The sequence below is a fragment of the Bradyrhizobium quebecense genome (assembly GCF_013373795.3).
Taxonomy (GTDB): Bacteria; Pseudomonadota; Alphaproteobacteria; order Rhizobiales; family Xanthobacteraceae; genus Bradyrhizobium; species Bradyrhizobium quebecense.
This window is the reverse complement of the sequence record NZ_CP088022.1, coordinates 7,104,750-7,124,851: the sequence shown is the minus strand read 5'-3', so window position 1 is coordinate 7,124,851 and position 20,102 is coordinate 7,104,750. Positions and strand designations below refer to the sequence as shown.

The following is a 20,102-nucleotide window of genomic DNA, read 5'->3' as shown; positions in this document are numbered from 1 at the left end:
CTGCGGCTAATGTCCGCCGAGAAGGCTGATCACAAATCGGCCGCCGACGATGAAGAGATAAGCCCCGAACGCCATCTCCAGCGCCCGCTTCGACAGCGCGTGCGCGACCCTTACGCCCAGCGGCGCCGTGACGAGCGTGGTCGGCATCACCAACAGCGCGCCGATCAGCGAGACGTAACCGAGCGCGAACGGCAGTTGCAGCGCGGCGACGTCGGGAAAGCGCGCGGCGGCGGGCCAGCCGGCATAAACGTAACCCAGCGCGCCGGGGATCGAGATCAGCACCGCGAGCGCGGACGACGTCGCGACCGCCTGATGGATCGGCCGGCCGTAGAAGGTCATCAAGAGATTGGCGAACAGGCCGCCGCCGATGCCCATCAGCGTCGACAGCAAGCCGACGAAGAAGCCGTAGATGCGCATCAGAAAGCCCTTCGGCACGTCGTCGCCGAACTTCCAGGTCTCGCGCGCCAATAGCAGCCGTGCCGCCGCCGACCACGCCACCACAACGAACACGATCTTGAACAGCCGCTCCGGCGCGAACCGCGCCGTGACGCTGCCCGCGGCGACGCCGATCACGATCGGCAGCCACCAGCGCTTCAGGATCTCCATGTCGACCGCGCCGCGGCGATAATGGGCGCGAAACGAACTCAGCGAGGTCGGGATGATGATCGCGAGCGAGGTGCCGATGCAGAGCGGCATCCGCACTTCGAGCGGCACGCCGGCGAGACGAAAGCATTCGTAGAACACCGGCACCAGGATCGCGCCGCCGCCGATGCCGAACAGCCCGGCGAGAAAGCCGGACAACGCGCCGACCGCAATCAGCAGCAGTGCGAGTTCGAGCAATTCCTTGGGATCGAGGCCGGCCATCATGTCCTTCGCGCAGTGGTTGGCGCCCGCACGCAGGCATTAGCGCCGTCTTGAGACTGTTCGCGGACAGCAATAGCCCCTTTTGAGATTCGGGAGTATCTATGCTCGTGAACAGGCTCTCTTGCGAAATGCGGAAGGATCGAGCTTGGACCAGCTTGCGGCGATGGCGGCCTTTGTCCGCGCAGTCGAGACCGGCAGCTTGTCGGCGGCGGCGCGGTCGCTGCCGAGCTCGCTAACCTCGGTCAGCCGCCAGATCAGCGCGCTCGAGGAGCATTTCGGCACCCGCCTGCTGCGCACCACGCGCCGGCTCGCGCTGACCGATGACGGCCGAATTCTCTACGAGCCCGCGAAATCGATTCTCGGCGAGGTCAGGGAAATCGAGGCGGCGCTGGCGCGCGACCCGCATCAGCCGTCGGGCCGGATTCGGCTGAGTTCGCCGAGCCTGATCGGGCGGCTCGTGATCGCACCGTTGCTGGTCGAGTTTCTGCGCCGCTATCCGGCTGTTGCCGTCGACCTGCTGTTGATCGACCGCGCCGTCGATATGGTCGAGGAGGATATCCATCTCGCGGTCCGCATCGGCCGGTTGCGCGATTCGCAGCTCGTTGCACGCAAGCTCACCGATCTGCAGATGATTGTGTGCGCATCACCTGACTATCTCGCACGGCGCGGTGAGCCGCGGACGCCGGACGATCTTGCCGAGCATGACTGCCTGGTGTTTTCCGATTCGCCAGGGAGTGCGGAGTGGCGCTTTGCCGACGGCACGAAGACGGGTCGCAAATTCCGCATATCCGGTCGGCTCTGGATGAATAGCCTCGAGGCACTGGTCAGCGCGGCGCGCGAGGGCGCGGGCATCGTCTGCGCGCCATCGTGGCAGGTGCAGTCCGATCTCGCGAGCGACCGCCTGCAACGCCTGCTGATCGATCATGAGCCGGCCCCGACGCCGCTGCATCTGATGCTTCAGCCGTCACGCCTCGCATCGCCTAAGATCAGGGCATTCGTCGATTATCTGGTGGAACAATGGGGTAAAATCGATGCCGTCCGGGCCCCATCCGTGCACAGTTAAACGCGCCGGTCGATCCACGGATTTACAGATTCAGTTCTTGGTTCACTCGACCTTGCATCTGGTATACCACACTGCGGAGCAATCAGAATTCGGCAACTCTAACAATGAACTTCGGTTCGACCGAAGGCTATTTGGCCGTTGCGCGGGCTGATCCGACTCCGTAAATAGAACTCCTCTACCGCGTTCCCCGATGGGCCGGCCGCGGTCCCTCACAACATAAAGCCCGCCGATGACCGCCAGGATCGAACGACCGCTTTCACCCCATTTGCAGACCTACCGGTGGACGCTGACGATGGCGCTGTCCATCGTCCACCGCGCCACAGGTGTGGCGCTCTATTTCGGCACCCTGCTGCTCGCCTGGTGGCTGATCGCAGCCGCCTCCGGTCCGACCGCCTACGCCAACGTCCAGGCCTTCACCGGCAGCGCGATCGGCAAGCTGATCGTGTTCGGCTACACGTGGGCGCTGATGCACCATCTGTGCAGCGGCATCCGGCATTTCGTCTGGGACCTCGGCTACGGCTTCAAGGCCAATGAGCGCGAAGCCCTGACCTGGGGCGCGCTGGTCGCCGGCATCGTGCTGACCGTGCTGGTCTGGATCATTGCCTACGCGGTTGGAGGTGGACGATGAGCGGCCCCTCTTCGATGCGCACGCCGCTGGAGCGCGTCCGCGGCCTCGGCTCCGCCCATACCGGCACGGGCGATTTCTGGCGTCAGCGCCTCACAGCGGTTGCGATGACGCTCCTGATCGTTCCCGTGATCGTCGTGGTGATCATGCTGATCGGCCGCAATCATGCCGGCGCGGCACAGATCCTCGGCTCGATCCCGATCGCCATCATCCTGCTGCTCTTCATCGTCGCCAGCACCTGGCACATGAAGATCGGCATGCAGGTCGTGTTCGAGGACTACATCCATAACGAGAAGCTGAAGATCGCCTGCGTGATGGCGAACAACTTCTTCTGCGTCGCGGTCGCATTGGCCTCGATCTACGCAATCCTCAAATTGTCGTCGGGAGTATAACCCATGGCCGGTGAAGGAAACGGCAAGGCCACCAACGGCAGTGGCCCGGCTACCAATGGCAAGGCCTACCCGATCCAGGACCACACCTACGACGTCGTCGTGGTCGGCGCCGGCGGCGCGGGCCTGCGCGCCGTGGTCGGCTGCTCGGAAGCGGGCCTGCGCACCGCCTGCATCACCAAGGTGTTCCCGACCCGCTCGCACACCGTTGCGGCGCAGGGCGGCATCTCGGCCTCGCTCGGCAACATGCATCCCGATGACTGGCGCTGGCACATGTACGACACCGTGAAGGGGTCGGACTGGCTCGGCGACCAGGACGCGATCGAATACATGGTGCGCAACGCGCCCGACGCGGTCTACGAGCTCGAGCATTGGGGCGTTCCGTTCTCGCGCACCGAGGACGGCAAGATCTATCAGCGCCCGTTCGGCGGCATGACCCTGGACTACGGCAAGGGCCAGGCGCAGCGTACCTGCGCCGCCGCAGATCGCACCGGCCACGCCATGCTGCACACGATGTATGGCCAGTCGCTGCGCCACGCGGCCGAGTTCTTCATCGAATTCTTCGCCATCGACCTGATCATGGATGACCAGGGCGTCTGCCGCGGCGTGATCGCGCTCAAGCTCGACGACGGCACGCTGCATCGCTTCCGCGCCCAGACCACGATCCTGGCGACCGGCGGCTATGGCCGCGCCTATGCCTCCTGCACCTCGGCACACACCTGCACCGGCGACGGCGGCGGCATGGTGCTGCGCGCCGGGCTGCCGCTGCAGGACATGGAGTTCGTCCAGTTCCATCCGACCGGCATCTACGGCTCGGGCTGTCTCGTCACGGAAGGCGCCCGCGGCGAAGGCGGCTATCTCGTCAACTCCGAGGGCGAGCGCTTCATGGAGCGCTACGCGCCATCGGCCAAGGACCTCGCCTCGCGCGACGTCGTCTCGCGTGCGATGACGATCGAAATCCGCGAAGGCCGCGGCGTCGGCAAGAAGAAGGATCACATCTTCCTGCACCTTGATCACCTCGATCCAAAGGTGCTGCATGAGCGGCTGCCGGGCATCTCCGAATCGGCGAAGATTTTCGCCAATGTCGACGTCACCCGCGAGCCGATCCCGATCGTGCCGACCGTGCACTACAACATGGGCGGCATTGCCACCAACTATCACGCCGAGGTGCTGACCAAGCGCAACGGCGACGACAATTCGGTGGTGCCGGGCCTGATGGCGATCGGCGAAGCCGCCTGCGTCTCGGTGCATGGCGCCAACCGCCTCGGCTCCAACTCGCTGATCGACCTCGTGGTGTTCGGGCGCGCCGCGGCGCTGCGCCTTGCCGACAAGCTGACGGCGAACGCCAAGCAGCCGGAGCTGCCGAAGGATTCGGCCGACCGCGCACTCGGCCGGCTCGATCACTTCCGCCACGCCTCCGGCGGCACGCCGACCGCGAAGCTACGCGACAGCATGCAGCATGTGATGCAGAACAATTGCGCGGTGTTCCGCACCGGCGACGTGCTGCAGGAAGGCCAGAACCTGATCCACAAGGTCTATGGCGGCGTCGGCGACATTTCGGTCTCCGACCGCTCGCTGGTGTGGAATTCCGACCTGATCGAGACGCTGGAATTCGACAATCTGATCGTGCAGGCGGTCGTGACGATGGATTCGGCGGCCAACCGCACCGAAAGCCGCGGCGCGCATGCGCGCGAAGACTTCTCGGCCCGCGACGACAAGAACTGGATGAAGCACACGCTGACCTGGATCGATCCGGCCGGCAAGACCGCGATCGATTATCGTCCCGTCCACGACTACACGATGACCAATGATGTGCAGTACATCCCGCCGAAGGCGCGGGTCTACTGAGAACGAAGGCGAGCAAGCATGGTTGAATTCGCACTTCCGAAGAATTCGAAGATTTCCGGCGGCAAGACCTGGCCGAAGCCGGCCGGTGCCACCGAGACGCGCGAATTCCGGGTGTATCGCTGGAACCCGGACGACGGCAAGAATCCGAGCGTCGACACCTACTACGTCGACACCCATGATTGCGGTCCGATGGTGCTGGACGGCCTGATCTGGATCAAGAACCACATCGATCCGACGCTGACCTTCCGCCGCTCCTGCCGCGAAGGCGTCTGCGGCTCCTGCGCGATGAACATCGACGGCCAGAACACGCTGGCCTGCACCAAGTCGATGCACGACGTGAGCGCCGGCGGCGCAGTGAAGGTCAACCCGCTGCCGCACCAGCCGGTGGTCAAGGACCTCGTGCCCGACCTCACCAATTTCTACGCCCAATATGCCTCGATCGAGCCGTGGCTGAAGACCACGACGCCGACGCCGCAGAAGGAGTGGAGGCAGAGCCACGAGGACCGCGAGAAGCTCGATGGTCTCTACGAGTGCATCCTGTGCGCCTGTTGCTCGACCTCATGTCCGAGCTACTGGTGGAACAGCGAGCGCTTCCTCGGTCCCGCCGCGCTGCTGCAGGCGACGCGCTGGGTCACCGATTCCCGCGATGAAGCGACCGGCGAGCGGCTCGACAATCTCGAGGATCCGTTCCGCCTCTATCGCTGCCACACCATCATGAACTGCGCCAAGGCGTGCCCGAAGGGCCTCAATCCCTCGGAAGCGATCGCCGAGCTCAAGTTCAAGATGGTCGAACGCCAGATCTGATCCGACGCAGCCGCGGCTGGCGCTGTGATCAGCGGCCAGCCGCCGCGGGTCGGATCAGGATATCGGCGCCGACCGCATCGATCGTGGATCGATCGAGGTCGAGCACGACATCGACGATGCTGTGATCCTCCGGATCCATCGTGACGGTGAAGCCGAGATCGCGGCACATCCCGATCATCGTGGTGTTCTCGGTCAGCACCTGGCCGCACAGACGCTTCAATCCCTCCGACCGCGCATAGTGGATCAGGAGCTGCATCAGCGCCCAGCCAAGCCCTTTGCCCTTGAGATCGGACTGCAGCAGGATCGCGTATTCGGCGTTCTGGTACAGCGAGTCCGAGTGCAGCCGGACCGCCCCCATCATCTCGCCGGTGCCCGAATCGAGCGCCACAAAGGCCATCGCGCGCGCATAGTCGAGCTGGGTGAGGCGCGCGATGAAGGCGTGCGAGAATTCCTTCATCGCGTGGAAGAAGCGCAGCCTGAGGTCTTCGGCGGTGACGCGCTTGAAGAACTCGGCGACCATCGGCTCGTCCTCCGGCCGCATCGGGCGCACCGTGACGCGCGCGCCGTCGCGTAGCGCAAGCTCGCCCTCCCATTGCGACGGATAGGGCCTGACCGCCAGTCTGGTTTGACCGGCGAACAGCCGCGCCGGCTTGCGGATCGCCACCCGCGCATCGAGCGCGAGCACACCGGTCTCGTCCGCCAGCATCGGATTGATATCGAGCTCGGCGACCTCAGGAATGTCGGCCGCCATCTGCGCCAGCTTGACCAGGGTGAGCGGCACCAATTCGGCCGGGACGGCCGGCACATCGCCATAGCCGCCGAGCAGCCGCGAGACGCGCGTCCGCCCGACCAGCTCATGGGCGAGATTCATGTCGAGCGGCGGCAGCGCCACCGCCTTGTCGTTGATCACCTCGACCGCAGGGCCGCCGCGGCCGAATACGATCACCGGGCCGAAGGTCGGATCGTCGGCGATGCCGAGGATCAGTTCGCGCGCCGCACGCCGCACGATCATCGGCTGGATCGTCACACCTTGCAGCGTCGCATCCGGCCGCGCGCTTCGGGCGCGTTCAAGCACCGTCCTTGCCGCTTCGACGACGCTGTCCTTGGTGCGCAGGTCGAGGATCACGCCGCCGACTTCGGACGCGTGCCTGATGTCGCGCGAGAACACCCGGACCACGATCGCGTGCCCCCCGGCGAGGAACGGCAGCGCCTTCTCGGCGGCGTCCTCGGCGCTGTCAGCGACGACCGTCGTCACGATCGGAATGCGATAGGCCTCGAACAGGGCGACGATCTCGGCGGGATCGAGCCAGGCGCGCCCTTCCGACAACGCCTTCACAACCACATGCCGCGCCGCGGCCGTCTCCGGCGTGAACACCGATGCGACGCCCGGCGGGGTCGCGGCGAGCGCCGTGGAGGCCTCGCGATAGCGCACCAGATACATGAAGGCGCGGACTGCGTCGTCCTCGGTCGGGAAGTATGGAATGCGGGCCGCCTCGAAGATCGCGCCGGTGCGCTCGTCGGCGCCGACCCATGCTGCAAGCACCAATGCGGCGACCGCACTTCGTTTGGTCCTGCGGTCACGCACGCACTGCGCCACCGCCTCGGCAATGCCCTCCGCCGGCGCCGCCGCGGTTTCCACGTTCGCGACCAGGACCGCATCGTTGTTCGCGTCATCGAGCAGCGCGTTGAGCGCGACCACGTAACGGGCGGCATCGGCATCGCCTGCGATGTCGACGGGATTGGCTGACGACCAGCCCTGCGGCAGCAACTCGTCGAGCCGCGCGATGGTCTGCGGCGTCAGCGTCGCGGGAATGCCGCCGAGCTCGGCCAGCCGATCGGTCGCGAGGATGCCGAGCCCACCGCCATTGGTCAGGATCGCAAGCCGGTTGCCGCGCGGCACGAAGCCGCGGCCGAGCAGCTCGGCGCAGTCAAACAGCTGGCGAAGATCGTAGACGCGCAGCATGCCGGCGCGGCGGAAGGCGGCGTCATAAACCGCATCGGAGCCGGCCAGCGCCCCGGTGTGGGTCGCGGCGGCCTTTGCCCCCTCCGCCATCCGCCCCGACTTGACGACGACGACCGGCTTCATGCGCGCTGCGGCGCGCGCCGCCGACATGAACTTGCGCGCATCCTTGACCGCTTCGAGGTAGATCAGGATCGCGCTGGTATGATCGTCGAGCGCGAAATAATCCAAGAGGTCGGCGACGTCGACGTCGAGCTGGTCGCCGATCGAGGCGGTGCCCGAGAAGCCGAGCCGCCGCTCAGCCGCCCACTCGATCATCGCCGACGCGACCGCGCCGGACTGCGAGATCAGCGCGACATGGCCATCCGACGGCTGATGGGAGGCGAAGCTCGCATTGAGTTTCGCGCGCGGCACCATGACGCCGAGGCAATTCGGCCCGACCAGGCGCATGCCGTGCCGCCGCGCCGTCTGCTCCACGATCTCCGCGCGCGAGCCTGTGCCATGGCCGAGACCGGCCGACAGGATCGCGGCGCCGGCAACGCCGGCGTGACCTGCCTCCGCCACGATCTCAGGGATCGCAGCCGCCGGTGCGCTGATGACGACGAGGTCCGGAACGAACGGGAGTGACTTCAGGTCCGGAACAGTGGACTGGCCATCAACGTCCGCATAGTACCGGTTGACGATGCCCAGTCTGCCGGCGAAGCCGCTCGCCTTGAGGTTTCGGAGCACCGCCGCGCCGAGCGACGACGGCCGCGGGCTGCCGCCGACAATAGCGATGCTTCGAGGCGAAAATACCCGCTCCAGGCCGAACGTCGACATTGCGTGGTCTCGCAGGAAACCCGTGGATGCGCGGGAGGCGCCCCCGAACGAACTCTACTTCGTCGCCCGCCCGGTTGCACCCATTGCCGCCGCGACAGAACGCGACGGCCCGGCTAATGCAGCCCCAGCGCCTGCGCCAAATTGAAGGTCAGGAAGCTCGCGACATAGGCCAGCGCGAGCATGTACAGGAACGTCACCACCATCCACTTCGCGCCGCCGGTCTCGCGGCGGATCACCGCGAGCGTCGAGGCGCATTGCGGGGCGAAGATGTACCAGACCAGCATCGACAGCGCGGTCGCCAGCGACCATTTCTGCGCCAGCACCTGGCCGATCTGCTCGGCGGCCTCCTTGCCGCCCTCGATCGAATAGACGGTGCCGAGCGCCGCGACCGCGACCTCGCGTGCCGCCATGCCCGGGATCAGCGCCACCGCGATCTGCCAGTTGAAGCCGATCGGCCGCAGCAGCGGCTCGAGCGCGTGGCCGATCATCGCCGCAAAGCTGTAGTTGATCGCCGGCCCCTCGGCGCCGGCCGGCGCGGTCGGGAACGAGGCCAGGAACCAGATCAGCACCATCATCGAGAGGATCGTGGTGCCGGCGCGATACAGGAACATCTTCGCGCGATTGAGCACGCCGATCGCGATGCTGCGCAGCCGCGGCACCTTGTAGTCGGGCAATTCCAGCATGAACGGCGCCGGCGCATGGTCGCGCCACAGGAAGAACTTTGCGATCGCCGAGACCGTCAGCGCGCTGGTGATGCCGGCGGCATAGAGACCGAACATCACGAGCCCCTGCAGATTGACGAAGCCCCACAGCGAGGTCGCCGGAACGAAGGCCGAGATGATCAGCGTATAGACCGGAATCCGCGCCGAGCAGGTCATCAGCGGCGCGATCAGGATCGTGGTCAGGCGGTCGCGGCGATTGTCGATCACCCGCGTCGCCATGATGCCGGGGATGGCGCAGGCAAAACTCGACAGCAGCGGAATGAAGGCGCGGCCGTGCAGCCCGGCGCCGCCCATGATGCGGTCCATCAGGAATGCGGCGCGCGCCATGTAGCCGAAATCTTCCAGCAGCAGGATGAACAGGAAGATGATGATGATCTGCGGCAGGAACACGATGACGCTGCCGACGCCCGAGATCAGGCCGTTCTGCAGGAAGCTCTGCAACAGGCTCCAGCTTTCCGGCAGCAAATCGTGGATCAGCTGCCCAAGCGCGGAGAAGCCGTCCGACAGCAATTCCATCGCCGGCTGCGCCCAGGTGAACACCGCCTGGAACATCACGAACAGGATCACGGCCAGGATCACGAGACCCCAGACCGGATGCAGCACGACGGAATCGATCCGGTTGGTCAGCGTGTCGGGCTTGGTCGGCAGCGTTACGGCTGCCGCGATGATGCGGTCCGCCTCGCGCTGCGCCGCCTTGAGGTCGGCAATCGTCGGCGTCGCCCACTCGCTGGCCGCCGCCTCATGCGACCGCGCCAGGAATTCGTCGGTCCGCTTCAAGAGCTCGTCGACACCGCCCTTGCGGACCGCGACCGAGGTCACGATCGGCAGGCCGAGTTCCTGCGACATGCGATCGAGATCGATCGTGACGCCGCGGCGCCTCGCGATATCGATCATGTTGAGCACCAGCATCATCGGCCGGCCGACGCGCTTCAGTTCGAGCACCAGCCGCAAGGTCAGCCGCAGATTGGTGGCGTCCGCGACGCAGAGCACGAGATCGGGCACCGCCTCGCCGTTGAAGCGGCCGAGCACGATATCGCGGGTGATTTCCTCGTCCGGGCTGCGGCCGCGCAGCGAATAGGTGCCGGGCAGATCGAGCACCGTCACGCTACGGCCCTCCGGCGTGACGAAGCCGCCGGATTTGCGTTCGACGGTGACGCCGGGATAATTGGCGACCTTCTGGCTACTGCCGGTCAACCGGTTGAACAGCGACGTCTTGCCGGTGTTCGGCGCGCCGACCAGCGCCAGGCGCAGGGATGCAGTTGTCATTGGACGATCACGGCCATGGCTTCGCTCCGGCGCAGCGCGATCGTGATGTTGTCGACGCGCACCGCGATCGGATCCCGCCGGATCGTACCTTCATGCAGGATTTCCACGCGCGCGCCCTCGACAAATCCCATCTCCACCAGGCGCTGCTCGAGCTCCTGCGGAGAGAGCGATGAACCCGTCACGAGCGCATCGAGCCTGATGATTTTTCCGACAAAACCGCGATCCGCATGTCCGAGCCGGATGTCCCGTAAGTTATCCTGGGAGGAGTTTGGATCGCCTGTCATGCGGCCTGTGTTTCAGCAGGTAGTCACAGGGTCAAGCATTTGCCCGCGGGTGGTTTTAGAACTCCTAAAAACAGCGCCCGCGATCGTCATCCCGGCCGATTTTCCGCTTGACTGCCGCGCCCTCGCTAACGAGGTCGTGATCCCTCCGGGCGGCATCCGCCCGGCAGACCCGATTGGGTCGGCCGCGCGGTCGGCATTGCCCCTCCGCGGCGGGCCCGCGCGCGGACCGGCTGCCGGCCGATCGCTCTGGACGCCCTTTCGCTGCCTGCGGGCGGCGGATCGCCATCCGCACGGCCATCCCGGGCGGGGTTTCGCTTCCTCCGGCGCGACGGTTTGCGTTAAGGTCCGCAAGAAGCCGGAGCGCCCGTGCCGACCGCACACCGCAATTCGCTGAGACTGCTGCAATGGATGATGGCCGCCTCGCTGGCCCTTCCGCTGGCGCTGTTCTTGTTTGCTTCCGCGATGTCCCGGATCTCGACCAGCGAGGCCGCCGACCAGGAAATCCAACGCACGCTTGACGTCGCCCATGAGCACGCGCTCAAGGTGTTCGAGACCATCGACCGCAGCCTGGCCGAGATCACCGAGGTCATCCGCGGCATGAGCGATGCCGATATCGCCGCGCGCGAGAAGAGCCTGCACGAGCGGCTGCGCCGGGTCGCCGACACGCTCCCCCAGGTGAAATCGATCTGGGTGTTCGATGCCAACGGCCATGCGCTGGTCAACAGCCTGGTGCAACCGGCCCCCGACATCGATTTCTCGGATCGGGATTACTTCCGCATCCACATGGAGCGCGACATCGGTACCTATATCGGCGAGGTGCTGACGCCGCGCGCACCCTATCAGGGGTCGCGGTTCTTCAGCGTCGGCCGCCGCCGCAACAACGAGGACGGCAGCTTTGGCGGCGTGATCCAGGCCTCCGTGCTTCCGGAATATTTCGAGAATTTCTACGCCAAGATCGGGCGCGAGCCCGGCAGCTTCCTGGCGCTGATCCGGACCGATGGCTCGATCCTGGCGCATTTCCCTGTCATCGACCACGACGCCAGGTTCGAGCCGAGCGGGCCGCTGGGGCGACAGGTCGTCGCCAATCCCGAGACCGGCGGCATGACGATCCGTTCCCCAGCTGACGGTATCGAACGGCGCATGCGCTATCAGCGGCTGGCCGAATACCCGATCTATGTCAGCGCCGGGCTCGAAACCTCGGCGATCCAGGCGCGCTGGATCTCGACCATGGCGCAGCACCTGATCTTCGGCATACCGGCCACCGCGCTGCTGTTCGGCCTGCTCGCGCTCGCCTTCCGGCGAACCCAGCGCCTGCAGGAGGAGGCCGACCGGCGCATCGAGGCCGAGGACGCGTTGCGGCATGGCCAGCGGCTGGAGGCACTCGGGCAACTCACCGGCGGCGTCGCGCATGACTTCAACAATCTGCTCACCGTGATCCGCGCGTCGGTCGACATGTTGCGGCGGCCGGACCTCCCGGAGCCGCGGCGGCAGCGCTACATCGATGCGATCTCCAACACCGTGAACCGTGCCGCCAAGCTGACCAACCAGCTGCTTGCATTCGCGCGCCGGCAAACCCTGAAGCCCGAGGTGTTCGACGTCTGCCAGAATGTCCGCACCCTGAGCGAGATGATCACCACCCTGATCGGCTCGCGGATCGAGATCACGGCGCAGGTGCCGGACGAGACCTGCCTCGTCAACGCCGATGCGGGCCAGTTCGAGACCGCCATCATCAATATGGCGGTGAATGCGCGCGACGCGATGGACGGCGTCGGCCGGCTCACGATCGCGGTCCGCGCCGTGAACAAGTTGCCGTCCGAGGCAATCACGCCGCCGAGCCCGCACGGCCATGTCGCGGTGTCGGTGGCCGATACCGGCGTCGGAATTCCGCCGGAGCTGTTCGGCCGCATCTTCGAGCCGTTCTACACCACCAAGGAGGTCGGACACGGCACCGGCCTTGGCCTGTCGCAGGTGTTCGGCTTCGCCAAGCAATCCGGCGGCGAGGTCACCGTGACCAGCGAAGTCGGCAAGGGCTCGACGTTCACGCTGTATCTCCCGCGTGTCGTCGGCAGACACAACGTACAATCGCCGCTCACGGAGGATGCACCTTCGGTCGATCCGACCAGTGCGTCGGTCCTCATCGTTGAGGACAATGCCGAGGTCGGAAAGTTCGCCGCCGACACGCTGACCCAGCTCGGCTGCACCTGCGTGCTGGTCGAGAACGCCACCCACGCGCTGGAGGAACTGGCCGTCGACCCCGGCAGGTTCGACCTGGTGTTCACCGATGTCGTGATGCCCGGCATGAGCGGCATCGAGCTTGCGGAGGAGATCCGCCGGCAGCGGCTCGATCTGCCGATCGTGCTTGCCTCCGGCTACAGCCAGGTGCTCTCGCAGCAGGGCAGCGGCGGCTTCGAGCTGCTGCAGAAGCCTTATTCGACCGAGCAGCTGGCGCGGGTGCTGCACAAGGCCACCCGCTCGCGCCGGCTGAAGCGGGACCAGGCGCCGGCGTCGTGACGATGGTCGGCAGGTTTTCGATTCCGTTGCCTCGCCACCGGTGTCGTCACCCGCGCATGCGGGTGATCCGGTATTCCAGAGACGCCGAGTCCAATCTGATAGGCCGCCGCGTACTGGGTCGCCCGGTCAAGCCGGGCGATGACCGCGTGGAGGAGGAGCGGCTTCGCATCCTCGCGACATGATTTGATCGCGGGCACGGCGAGGAACCGTTTGATTTGCCTTGGCGTTGTCGTGGCATGAGCAAAGCTGCGGCAACATCCGAAGCTTCGAGCAAGCAATCTTCCGCCAAGGCATCTTCGCCTCGGGCGGCGGGCGCGAAGCAAGCCGGCCTCGAAGATACCGACGCCGCGCAGACCGAAGACGACAAGTCGGAATTTGTCGAGGTCACCGCGGAAGACGGCGACCATGTCGAACCGCCGCCACCGGAAATTCTCGAGCCCGATCCCGAATTGTCGCCCGAAGAGGCCGAACAGGCGCGCAAGGACTATTTGCTGACGCGGTTCTGGATCACCGCGCACGGCTACTGGGGACGCAACGGCGACCGGCTGGCGTGGCTGTTCACGATCGGCCTGCTGCTGTTGATTGTGGCCAATGTCGCCGTCCAGTACGGCATCAATGTCTGGAATCGCGCGATCTTCGATGCGATCGAAAAGCGGGATTCGGTCGGTGTCTTTCACCTGACTGCCATCTTCTTTCCGCTCGCGATCGGCAGCGTGCTGCTCGGCGTCGCCCAGGTATTCGGTCGCATGGGCATCCAGCGGCGCTGGCGCGCCTGGCTGACCAACGCCGTCGTCTCGCGCTGGCTGGCGAGCGGCCGCTACTACCAGCTCAACCTCGTCGACGGTGACCACAAGAACCCGGAATACCGCATCGCCGAGGACCTGCGGATCGCGACCGACTCGCCGGTCGACTTCATCGCCGGCGTGACGTCGGCGCTGCTCTCCGCCGTCACATTCATCGTCGTGCTCTGGACGATCGGCGGCGCCCTGACGCTGACGCTCGGCGGCTCGTCGATCAGCATCCCGGGCTTTCTGGTCATTGCCGCGATCATCTATGCCGCGATCGCGTCCGGCTCGATCATGGCGATCGGCCGTCGCTTCGCGCAGATTTCCGAGGACAAGAACCAGGCGGAGGCGGAATTCCGCTATGTCCTGACCCGCGTACGCGAGAACGGCGAAAGCATCGCACTGCTCGGCGGCGAGACCGAGGAGCGCGACGGCATCGACAGGACATTCTCGAATGTGCTGCGGCAATGGGCGCGGCTCGCCGGACAGCACATGCGCACGACGCTGGTGTCGCAGGGATCGAATCTCATTGCGCCGGTGGTGCCCTTGCTGCTGAGCGCACCAAAATTTCTCGAGGGCAGCATGACGCTCGGCCAGGTGATGCAGGCAGCCTCCGCCTTCACCATCGTGCAGACCGCGTTCGGCTGGCTGGTCGACAATTATCCGAGGCTCGCCGACTGGAACGCATGCGCACGCCGCATCGCGTCGCTGATGATGTCGCTCGACGGGCTCGAACGCGCCGAGACCGGCGACGGCTTCGGCCGCATCAAGCGCGGCGAGACCAGCGGTGAAGCCATGCTGAGCCTCAACGACCTATCCGTCACGCTCGACGACGGTACCGCCGTGGTCGGCGAAACCGAGGTCGTGATCGAGCCGGGGGAACGGTTGCTGGTCGCCGGCGAATCCGGGACCGGCAAGAGCACGCTGGTCCGCGCCATTGCCGGCTTGTGGCCCTGGGGCGGAGGCAGTGTCAGCCTGCATGCGGACCGCCGCCTGTTCATGCTCCCGCAAAAGCCCTACGTACCCTCGGGCACGCTGCGGCGCGCGGCGGCCTATCCCGGCGCGGCAGAGGACTGGAGCCTCGAGCAGATCGGCGACGCCTTGCATAAGGTCGGCCTCGACCATCTCAAGGAGAAGATCGAGGAGGACGCGCCGTGGGACCAGACGCTGTCCGGCGGCGAAAAGCAGCGGCTCGCCTTTGCCCGCCTGCTGCTGCACAGCCCCGACATCGTCGTGCTCGACGAGGCGACTTCCGCGCTCGACGAAAAGAGCCAGGACAGGATGATGGAGATGGTGACGACGGAATTGCCGAAGGCGACCATCGTCAGCGTCGCCCATCGCGTCGAGCTCGAAGCATTCCATAGCCGCAAGATCGTGCTGGAACGCCGCAAGGGCGGCGCCAGGCTGGTCAGCGACGTCGACCTGATCCCGCGCAGGGGCAAGCGAAGGCTGCTCGGAGGCTTCCTGCGGCAACGGCGAGCCGCAGCCAAAGCGGCATAACGGGCGTTGGCGCTCCCGTCAAAACCGGTTATGCATGCCGCGCTTTTGATGAGGCAATGCGTGATCCCGAGCAACGACATTTCGCCGGCCCCGTTCGGCGCCCTGGCGCCCAATGCGGCGCAGGCTGCCATCATCCGGCTTGCGCATGGCAGCGGATTGAAGCGCGGCGCGTTCCGGCCTTGGCTGTCGCGGCTGGTCAATCTGTTCGGCTCGGGGCCGATCGACGTGACCTATCAGGGTGCATCGTTCCGCTTCTATCATCAGGCGAGCGCGACCGAGCGCGGCGCGCTGTTCAATCCCGATTACAATCTGGAAGAACTCGCCTTCCTGCGCCGGCATGTCGGCACCGGCGGCACCTTCGTCGATCTCGGCGCCAATGTCGGCACCTATGCGCTGGCGCTGGCGCGCGATGTCGGGCCCAATGGCAAGGTGATCGCGATCGAGCCGCATCCGATGACGCATCCGCGGCTCAAATTCAACACGCAGGCCTCCGGCTATCCGCAGGTGCGGCTGGTTGCGGCCGCCGCAGGTCCGACCGACGGCGAGCTGATGATCGAGACCGATGGCGACAATCTCGGCGCCAGCCACATCGTCACCGGCACGCCCACGGGCAAGGCGTTCAAGGTGCCATCGCTGCGGCTGCAACGCATCCTCGAGGAGGCCGGCGCGACCAGCGTCGATGCGCTGAAGATCGACGTCGAGGGTTTCGAGGACCGCGTGCTCACCGGCTTCTTCCGCGACGCGCCTGAGCAGCTATGGCCCCGCGCGGTCGTGATCGAGCATCTGTCAAAGGACGAATGGACCGACGACTGCATTGCGGACATGCACACGCGCGGTTACGTCGATCAGGGCCGGACGCGGAGCAACACGCTGCTTGTGCGGGAATGAGATGTAACCACGTCAGAGATATGCTCCCTCTCCCGCTTGGGGGGTTGGGGTGGGGTGTCGCCGCGATGGGGCTAGTCATCATGCGGAGAGAGCCCCCACCCGGATTGCATCTTCGATGCGACCCGACCTCCCCGCGCAAGCGGGAGAGGTGCAACGAGTCTGAGGATGTAGTGTCGCACACACAGGGAAACTCGCGATGATCGACCATATCGGCTTTTCGGTCTCCAACTACGAACGCGCGAAGACGTTCTACCAGACGGCGCTGGCGCCGCTCGGTTATGGCCTGATCATGGAAGTGCCTGCTGAAGTCACTGGGCACGCGCCTGCGGCGGGCTTCGGCGCCGACGGCAAGCCGGATTTCTGGATCGGCGGCGAGGGCGCGATGAACAAGCCGGTGCATATCGCGATCACAGCCAAGGACCGCGCCGCCGTCGACGCCTTCTACAAGGCCGCGATGGCCGCCGGCGGCCGCGACAACGGCGCGCCCGGCATTCGCGCGCATTATCATCCGAACTATTACGGCGCGTTCGTGCTCGATCCCGACGGCCACAACATCGAGGCGGTCTGCCACACGCCCGGATGAGGTGCTTCAAGGAACGGCGCGGCGCGCGATCCGTTATCGCTTCGAATTGCGATGGAGCGATCAATGCGCGCGACGCGACCTGACATCGGTGGACCTGACATCGGCAACTGCGGCACGGTCTCGACGTAATGCCGATCGAGCCTCCCGAGATTCCCCCGACGACGCCGGGCACGCCGAGTGAACCGCCGCCCGGAATTCCGCCCGGCAATCCGCAGCCGGAGGTTCCACCGCCGGTGCGCGAACCTGGCGAGCCGCCGCGACCGGACGAGCTGCCCGGCAAGACACCCGACGAATCACCGGTGCGCGGACCGCCCGGACCAACCGGCCCGCCGCCTGCGACAGATCGCCCCGCCGTCCCCTGATTCGCCGTCGCGCCCTGGTTCCAGATCGATTGCGAGTGTGTCCGAGCGTTTCTTCTGAACACCCGGTGAACAAGCGCGGATGCAACCCGTTATAATGTCGAAATAAACTTCGCCGATGATTCGGCGCTCGCCACAATCCGGCCTAACGGCTGGCAATTCATCGTCCTGCCGAATTGTTCGGCTCTGACTTCCTTATCCTTCCTGCCCAGACTTTCCGCCGGGGACTCCAAGACCATGACAAAGCTTCGTCTCGTGCTGCTTGCCACGACTGCGCTGACGGTGATGCAATTCGCCACCTCAGCGTCGCACGCACAAACTTCGCCGCTGGTCGTTGCACAGGCGCAGCCAAAGGAAGAGCTCGGACCTGACGGAAAGCCGAAGCCACGGCCCGCGCCGGGCGCACCTGCGCATCCGGCACCGCCCGCCGCTGCACCGCCCGCCGCCGCACCGCATCCGCAAGCGCCGCCTCCGGCAGCCGCGCCGCATCCGGCTCCTCCGCCGGCCGCGGCGCCCGCGCGTCCGACCCCGCCACCTCCGCCCCCTGCCGCCGCTCCGCCGCATCCGACGCCCCCGGCTCCGCCCGCCGCCGCGCCGCCGCGCCCCGCTGCGCCTCCGCCGCCCGCGGCCGCCCCAGCACACCCCGCTCCGCCGGCCGCTCCCGCACGGCCCGAACCGCCCGCCGCGCGCCCGGCTCCGCCTCCGCCGGCAGCCGCGCCCGTGCGGCCCGAGCCACCCGCCGCGAAGCCGGCACCATCGCCAGCACCTGCACGGCCGGAGCCGCCCGCGGCTGCACCCGCGAAGCCGACCCCGCCACCGCCGGCGGCAGCGCCCGCACATCCCACGCCGACCCCACCGCCGCCCGCTGCAGCACCGCAGCGGCCGGGCACGCCACCGCCCGGCGCAGGACCCGCGCACACGCCGCCGACCCCAGCACCGGGTGCCACTCCCGCAGCACCGGCTGCCGCGCCGGCAGCGCGCCCAGGCACGCCGGCTGCAACGCCGACGCCGGCAGCTCCGGGAGCTGCAACACCGGCGCCGGCCGAGCGCCGGCCTGGTGATCGTCCGGGTGGCGAACGTCCTGGCGGTGCCAAGCAACCGCCGGGCACGCCGCCCGGCGCGACGTCGCCGGCAACGCCTACGCCATCGACAACGACAACGCCTCCCGCAGCAGGCGGACAGCCGCCCGCAAAGCCTGGCACGCCCGGCACCCCACCCGCCGCCACGCCGCCCGGCGCGACGCCGACACCACCGGCGCCGGGTCAACAGGGACGTCCTGCCACACCGCCCGGAGCACCGGCGACCCCAGGCGCCGCAATGGGCGCCCCCGGCGCGACACCGGCTCCGGGTCAGCCGGGACGCCCGGGCACTCCGCCAGCTGCTGGTGCTGCGCCCGGCGTATCACCAGCCCAAGGAGCCGCCATGGGCGCCCCATCGGCACGTCCGGCCGGCCCCTCGGCGCCGGGTGTCGTCCCCGGCTCGGCGGCCGCAACGCCCCCGCCCGACAAGGCGCAATACGCCCCGCCGACGGTCTCGTCCGCGTTCCGGGCCGTGCCAACGGTCACGGCGCCGCTTCCGCCGCCTCCGCGACGTGACAACATCTCGCCGCTCGCGATCGGTGCCGCCGTCGGTGCGGGCGTAGTGGCCGGTGCGATCATCGGCGGGACCATCGCCGACCTGCACAACCAGCGGCAGGAGGTCGTCGAAGGCGGCCGCACCATCTACACCGAGCCGGATCGCATCATCATCCGCGATCCGGGCGGTCAGGCCTATGTGCGCGGCGACGACGTCTATCGCTTCCGCTATGGCGCGCGTGACATCCGCACCGAGACGATCGGCGGCGAGACCCGCACCGTCGTGGTTCGTCCCGACGGCAGCGAGATCATCACGGTAGTCGGTCCTGATGGCCAGATGCTGCGCCGGATCCGAAGGGACCCGGGCGGGCGTGAGCTCGTCATCATCGACAACAGCTATCGCGATCCGGGCGCGGTCGGCGGCTTCTATGTCGACCTGCCTCCGCCGGTGGTCCGCATCCCCTATGATCGCTACATCGTCGAGTCCGACAGCGCGGCGCCGGACGTGATCTACGACACCATGGAGGCGCCGCCGGTGGACCGGATCGCCCGACGCTATACGCTCGACGAGATCCGCTACAGCCCGAACGTCCGCATGCTGATGCCGTCGATCGACGTCAACAGCATCAACTTCGACTCCGGCTCCTGGCAGATTCCGCCGGATCAGGCGGCGAAGCTGCAGGCGATCGCCGACGGCCTCAACCGGGCTATCCAGCGCAATCCGCGCGAGGTGTTCCTGATCGAAGGCCACACCGATGCGACCGGCAACGACACCGACAATCTGTCGCTGTCCGACCGCCGTGCGCAGTCCGCCGCCGAGCTGCTGACGCAGCAATTCGGCGTGCCGGCGGAAAACCTGACCTCGCAGGGTTACGGCTCGCAATACCTGAAGGAGCAGACCGACGGACCGAGCCGCATCAACCGGCGCGTCACCGTCCGCCGCATCACCCCGCTGCTCAACGGCGGCACCGCCTCCGCAGCGCCGCCGCGCTGAGCCGGCGCGACACCACGATACGAAATGGCCGGGAGCGATCCCGGCCATTTTTGTTTGTGGCGCGACGCGAGGCCTCTTGCTTCACCTCGCCCCGCTTGCGGGGAGAGGTCGGAACGCATCGCCAGATGCGTTCCGGGTGAGGGGGAGTCTCCGCAAGTCTAATTATCACCGTGCCCGCGGAGAGAGCCCCTCACCCCACCCCTCTCCCCGTGAAGAACGGGGCGAGGGAGCGCCGCGCCGATGTGGACGCGGACTGCTTTGTCC

15 protein-coding genes are annotated in these 20,102 nt (G+C 66.8%); 11 read left to right on the top strand and 4 right to left on the bottom strand.

Features of this window, described 5'->3' with window-relative positions; all coding sequences use genetic code 11:
* Positions 1-6: 6 nt before the first annotated feature.
* The gene (locus HU230_RS34205) at positions 7-867 is read right to left on the bottom strand and encodes a sulfite exporter TauE/SafE family protein (RefSeq protein ID WP_176534406.1); all 861 of its coding nucleotides are present in this window, start codon (positions 865-867) and stop codon (positions 7-9) included.
* 142 nt (positions 868-1,009) lie between these two features.
* Here HU230_RS34205 and HU230_RS34200 point away from each other — a divergent pair, with 142 nt between their 5' ends.
* The 5 genes from HU230_RS34200 (at position 1,010) to HU230_RS34180 (ending at position 5,593) form a co-directional block, all read left to right on the top strand.
* The gene (locus HU230_RS34200) at positions 1,010-1,927 is read left to right on the top strand and encodes a LysR family transcriptional regulator (protein ID WP_176534407.1); all 918 of its coding nucleotides are present in this window, start codon (positions 1,010-1,012) and stop codon (positions 1,925-1,927) included.
* Positions 1,928-2,156: 229 nt separating this feature from the next.
* Complete coding sequence (sdhC, locus tag HU230_RS34195; RefSeq protein WP_092121389.1) at positions 2,157-2,555, top strand: succinate dehydrogenase, cytochrome b556 subunit; 399 nt, start codon at positions 2,157-2,159, stop codon at positions 2,553-2,555.
* 14 nt (positions 2,556-2,569) lie between these two features.
* Positions 2,570-2,944, top strand: coding sequence for a succinate dehydrogenase, hydrophobic membrane anchor protein (gene sdhD / locus HU230_RS34190; RefSeq protein ID WP_176535291.1), 375 nt, complete (start codon positions 2,570-2,572; stop codon positions 2,942-2,944).
* Positions 2,945-2,947: 3 nt separating this feature from the next.
* Positions 2,948-4,789, top strand: coding sequence for a succinate dehydrogenase flavoprotein subunit (gene sdhA / locus HU230_RS34185; RefSeq protein ID WP_173639962.1), 1,842 nt, complete (start codon positions 2,948-2,950; stop codon positions 4,787-4,789).
* A gap of 18 nt (positions 4,790-4,807) precedes the next feature.
* On the top strand, positions 4,808-5,593 hold the full coding sequence (locus HU230_RS34180; RefSeq protein WP_176534408.1) for a succinate dehydrogenase iron-sulfur subunit: 786 nt from the start codon (positions 4,808-4,810) through the stop codon (positions 5,591-5,593).
* Positions 5,594-5,621: 28 nt separating this feature from the next.
* On the opposite strand, the gene HU230_RS34175 is transcribed toward HU230_RS34180, so the two are convergent.
* The 3 genes from HU230_RS34175 to HU230_RS34165 all read right to left on the bottom strand — a co-directional run bounded on the left by HU230_RS34175 (position 5,622) and on the right by HU230_RS34165 (position 10,644).
* A complete protein-coding gene (locus tag HU230_RS34175; RefSeq protein WP_176534409.1) occupies positions 5,622-8,372 on the bottom strand; it encodes a bifunctional acetate--CoA ligase family protein/GNAT family N-acetyltransferase in 2,751 nt (916 codons plus the stop codon).
* A 113-nt stretch (positions 8,373-8,485) separates the two neighbouring features.
* Positions 8,486-10,360: a ferrous iron transporter B gene (feoB, locus tag HU230_RS34170; RefSeq protein WP_176534410.1), complete on the bottom strand. Its 1,875-nt coding sequence runs from the start codon at positions 10,358-10,360 to the stop codon at positions 8,486-8,488.
* Entirely contained in the window at positions 10,357-10,644 is a 288-nt protein-coding gene (locus HU230_RS34165; protein WP_176534411.1) for a FeoA family protein, read from the bottom strand. The genes feoB and HU230_RS34165 overlap by 4 nt, the downstream gene beginning before the upstream one ends.
* A 366-nt stretch (positions 10,645-11,010) precedes the next feature.
* Between HU230_RS34165 and HU230_RS34160 the strand changes: the two genes are divergently transcribed.
* From HU230_RS34160 to HU230_RS34135, 6 genes are all read left to right on the top strand, one after another.
* Positions 11,011-13,155: a hybrid sensor histidine kinase/response regulator gene (locus tag HU230_RS34160; RefSeq protein ID WP_176534412.1), complete on the top strand. Its 2,145-nt coding sequence runs from the start codon at positions 11,011-11,013 to the stop codon at positions 13,153-13,155.
* Positions 13,156-13,391: 236 nt separating this feature from the next.
* Entirely contained in the window at positions 13,392-15,440 is a 2,049-nt protein-coding gene (locus tag HU230_RS34155; protein ID WP_176534413.1) for an ABC transporter ATP-binding protein/permease, read from the top strand.
* Positions 15,441-15,470: 30 nt separating this feature from the next.
* Complete coding sequence (locus tag HU230_RS34150; RefSeq protein ID WP_176534414.1) at positions 15,471-16,328, top strand: FkbM family methyltransferase; 858 nt, start codon at positions 15,471-15,473, stop codon at positions 16,326-16,328.
* A 196-nt stretch (positions 16,329-16,524) separates the two neighbouring features.
* The gene (locus HU230_RS34145) at positions 16,525-16,911 is read left to right on the top strand and encodes a VOC family protein (protein WP_176534415.1); all 387 of its coding nucleotides are present in this window, start codon (positions 16,525-16,527) and stop codon (positions 16,909-16,911) included.
* A gap of 128 nt (positions 16,912-17,039) precedes the next feature.
* The gene (locus HU230_RS34140; protein ID WP_224924749.1) at positions 17,040-17,273 is read left to right on the top strand and encodes a hypothetical protein; all 234 of its coding nucleotides are present in this window, start codon (positions 17,040-17,042) and stop codon (positions 17,271-17,273) included.
* A gap of 234 nt (positions 17,274-17,507) precedes the next feature.
* The gene (locus HU230_RS34135) at positions 17,508-19,838 is read left to right on the top strand and encodes an OmpA family protein (RefSeq protein ID WP_176534416.1); all 2,331 of its coding nucleotides are present in this window, start codon (positions 17,508-17,510) and stop codon (positions 19,836-19,838) included.
* Positions 19,839-20,102: the final 264 nt, after the last annotated feature.

What these genes read in the sequence shown, in the direction of transcription:
- sdhD (WP_176535291.1), top strand. Translation starts at nt 2,570, where the DNA reads ATGCGCACGCCGCTGGAGCGCGTCCGCGGCCTCGGCTCCGCCCATACC.
- HU230_RS34175 (WP_176534409.1), bottom strand. Translation starts at nt 8,372, where the DNA reads ATGTCGACGTTCGGCCTGGAGCGGGTATTTTCGCCTCGAAGCATCGCT.
- HU230_RS34145 (WP_176534415.1), top strand. Translation starts at nt 16,525, where the DNA reads ATGATCGACCATATCGGCTTTTCGGTCTCCAACTACGAACGCGCGAAG.
- sdhC (WP_092121389.1), top strand. Translation starts at nt 2,157, where the DNA reads ATGACCGCCAGGATCGAACGACCGCTTTCACCCCATTTGCAGACCTAC.
- HU230_RS34180 (WP_176534408.1), top strand. Translation starts at nt 4,808, where the DNA reads ATGGTTGAATTCGCACTTCCGAAGAATTCGAAGATTTCCGGCGGCAAG.
- HU230_RS34135 (WP_176534416.1), top strand. Translation starts at nt 17,508, where the DNA reads ATGACAAAGCTTCGTCTCGTGCTGCTTGCCACGACTGCGCTGACGGTG.
- HU230_RS34155 (WP_176534413.1), top strand. Translation starts at nt 13,392, where the DNA reads ATGAGCAAAGCTGCGGCAACATCCGAAGCTTCGAGCAAGCAATCTTCC.
- HU230_RS34140 (WP_224924749.1), top strand. Translation starts at nt 17,040, where the DNA reads ATGCCGATCGAGCCTCCCGAGATTCCCCCGACGACGCCGGGCACGCCG.
- HU230_RS34165 (WP_176534411.1), bottom strand. Translation starts at nt 10,644, where the DNA reads ATGACAGGCGATCCAAACTCCTCCCAGGATAACTTACGGGACATCCGG.
- sdhA (WP_173639962.1), top strand. Translation starts at nt 2,948, where the DNA reads ATGGCCGGTGAAGGAAACGGCAAGGCCACCAACGGCAGTGGCCCGGCT.
- HU230_RS34150 (WP_176534414.1), top strand. Translation starts at nt 15,471, where the DNA reads ATGCATGCCGCGCTTTTGATGAGGCAATGCGTGATCCCGAGCAACGAC.
- feoB (WP_176534410.1), bottom strand. Translation starts at nt 10,360, where the DNA reads ATGACAACTGCATCCCTGCGCCTGGCGCTGGTCGGCGCGCCGAACACC.
- HU230_RS34205 (WP_176534406.1), bottom strand. Translation starts at nt 867, where the DNA reads ATGATGGCCGGCCTCGATCCCAAGGAATTGCTCGAACTCGCACTGCTG.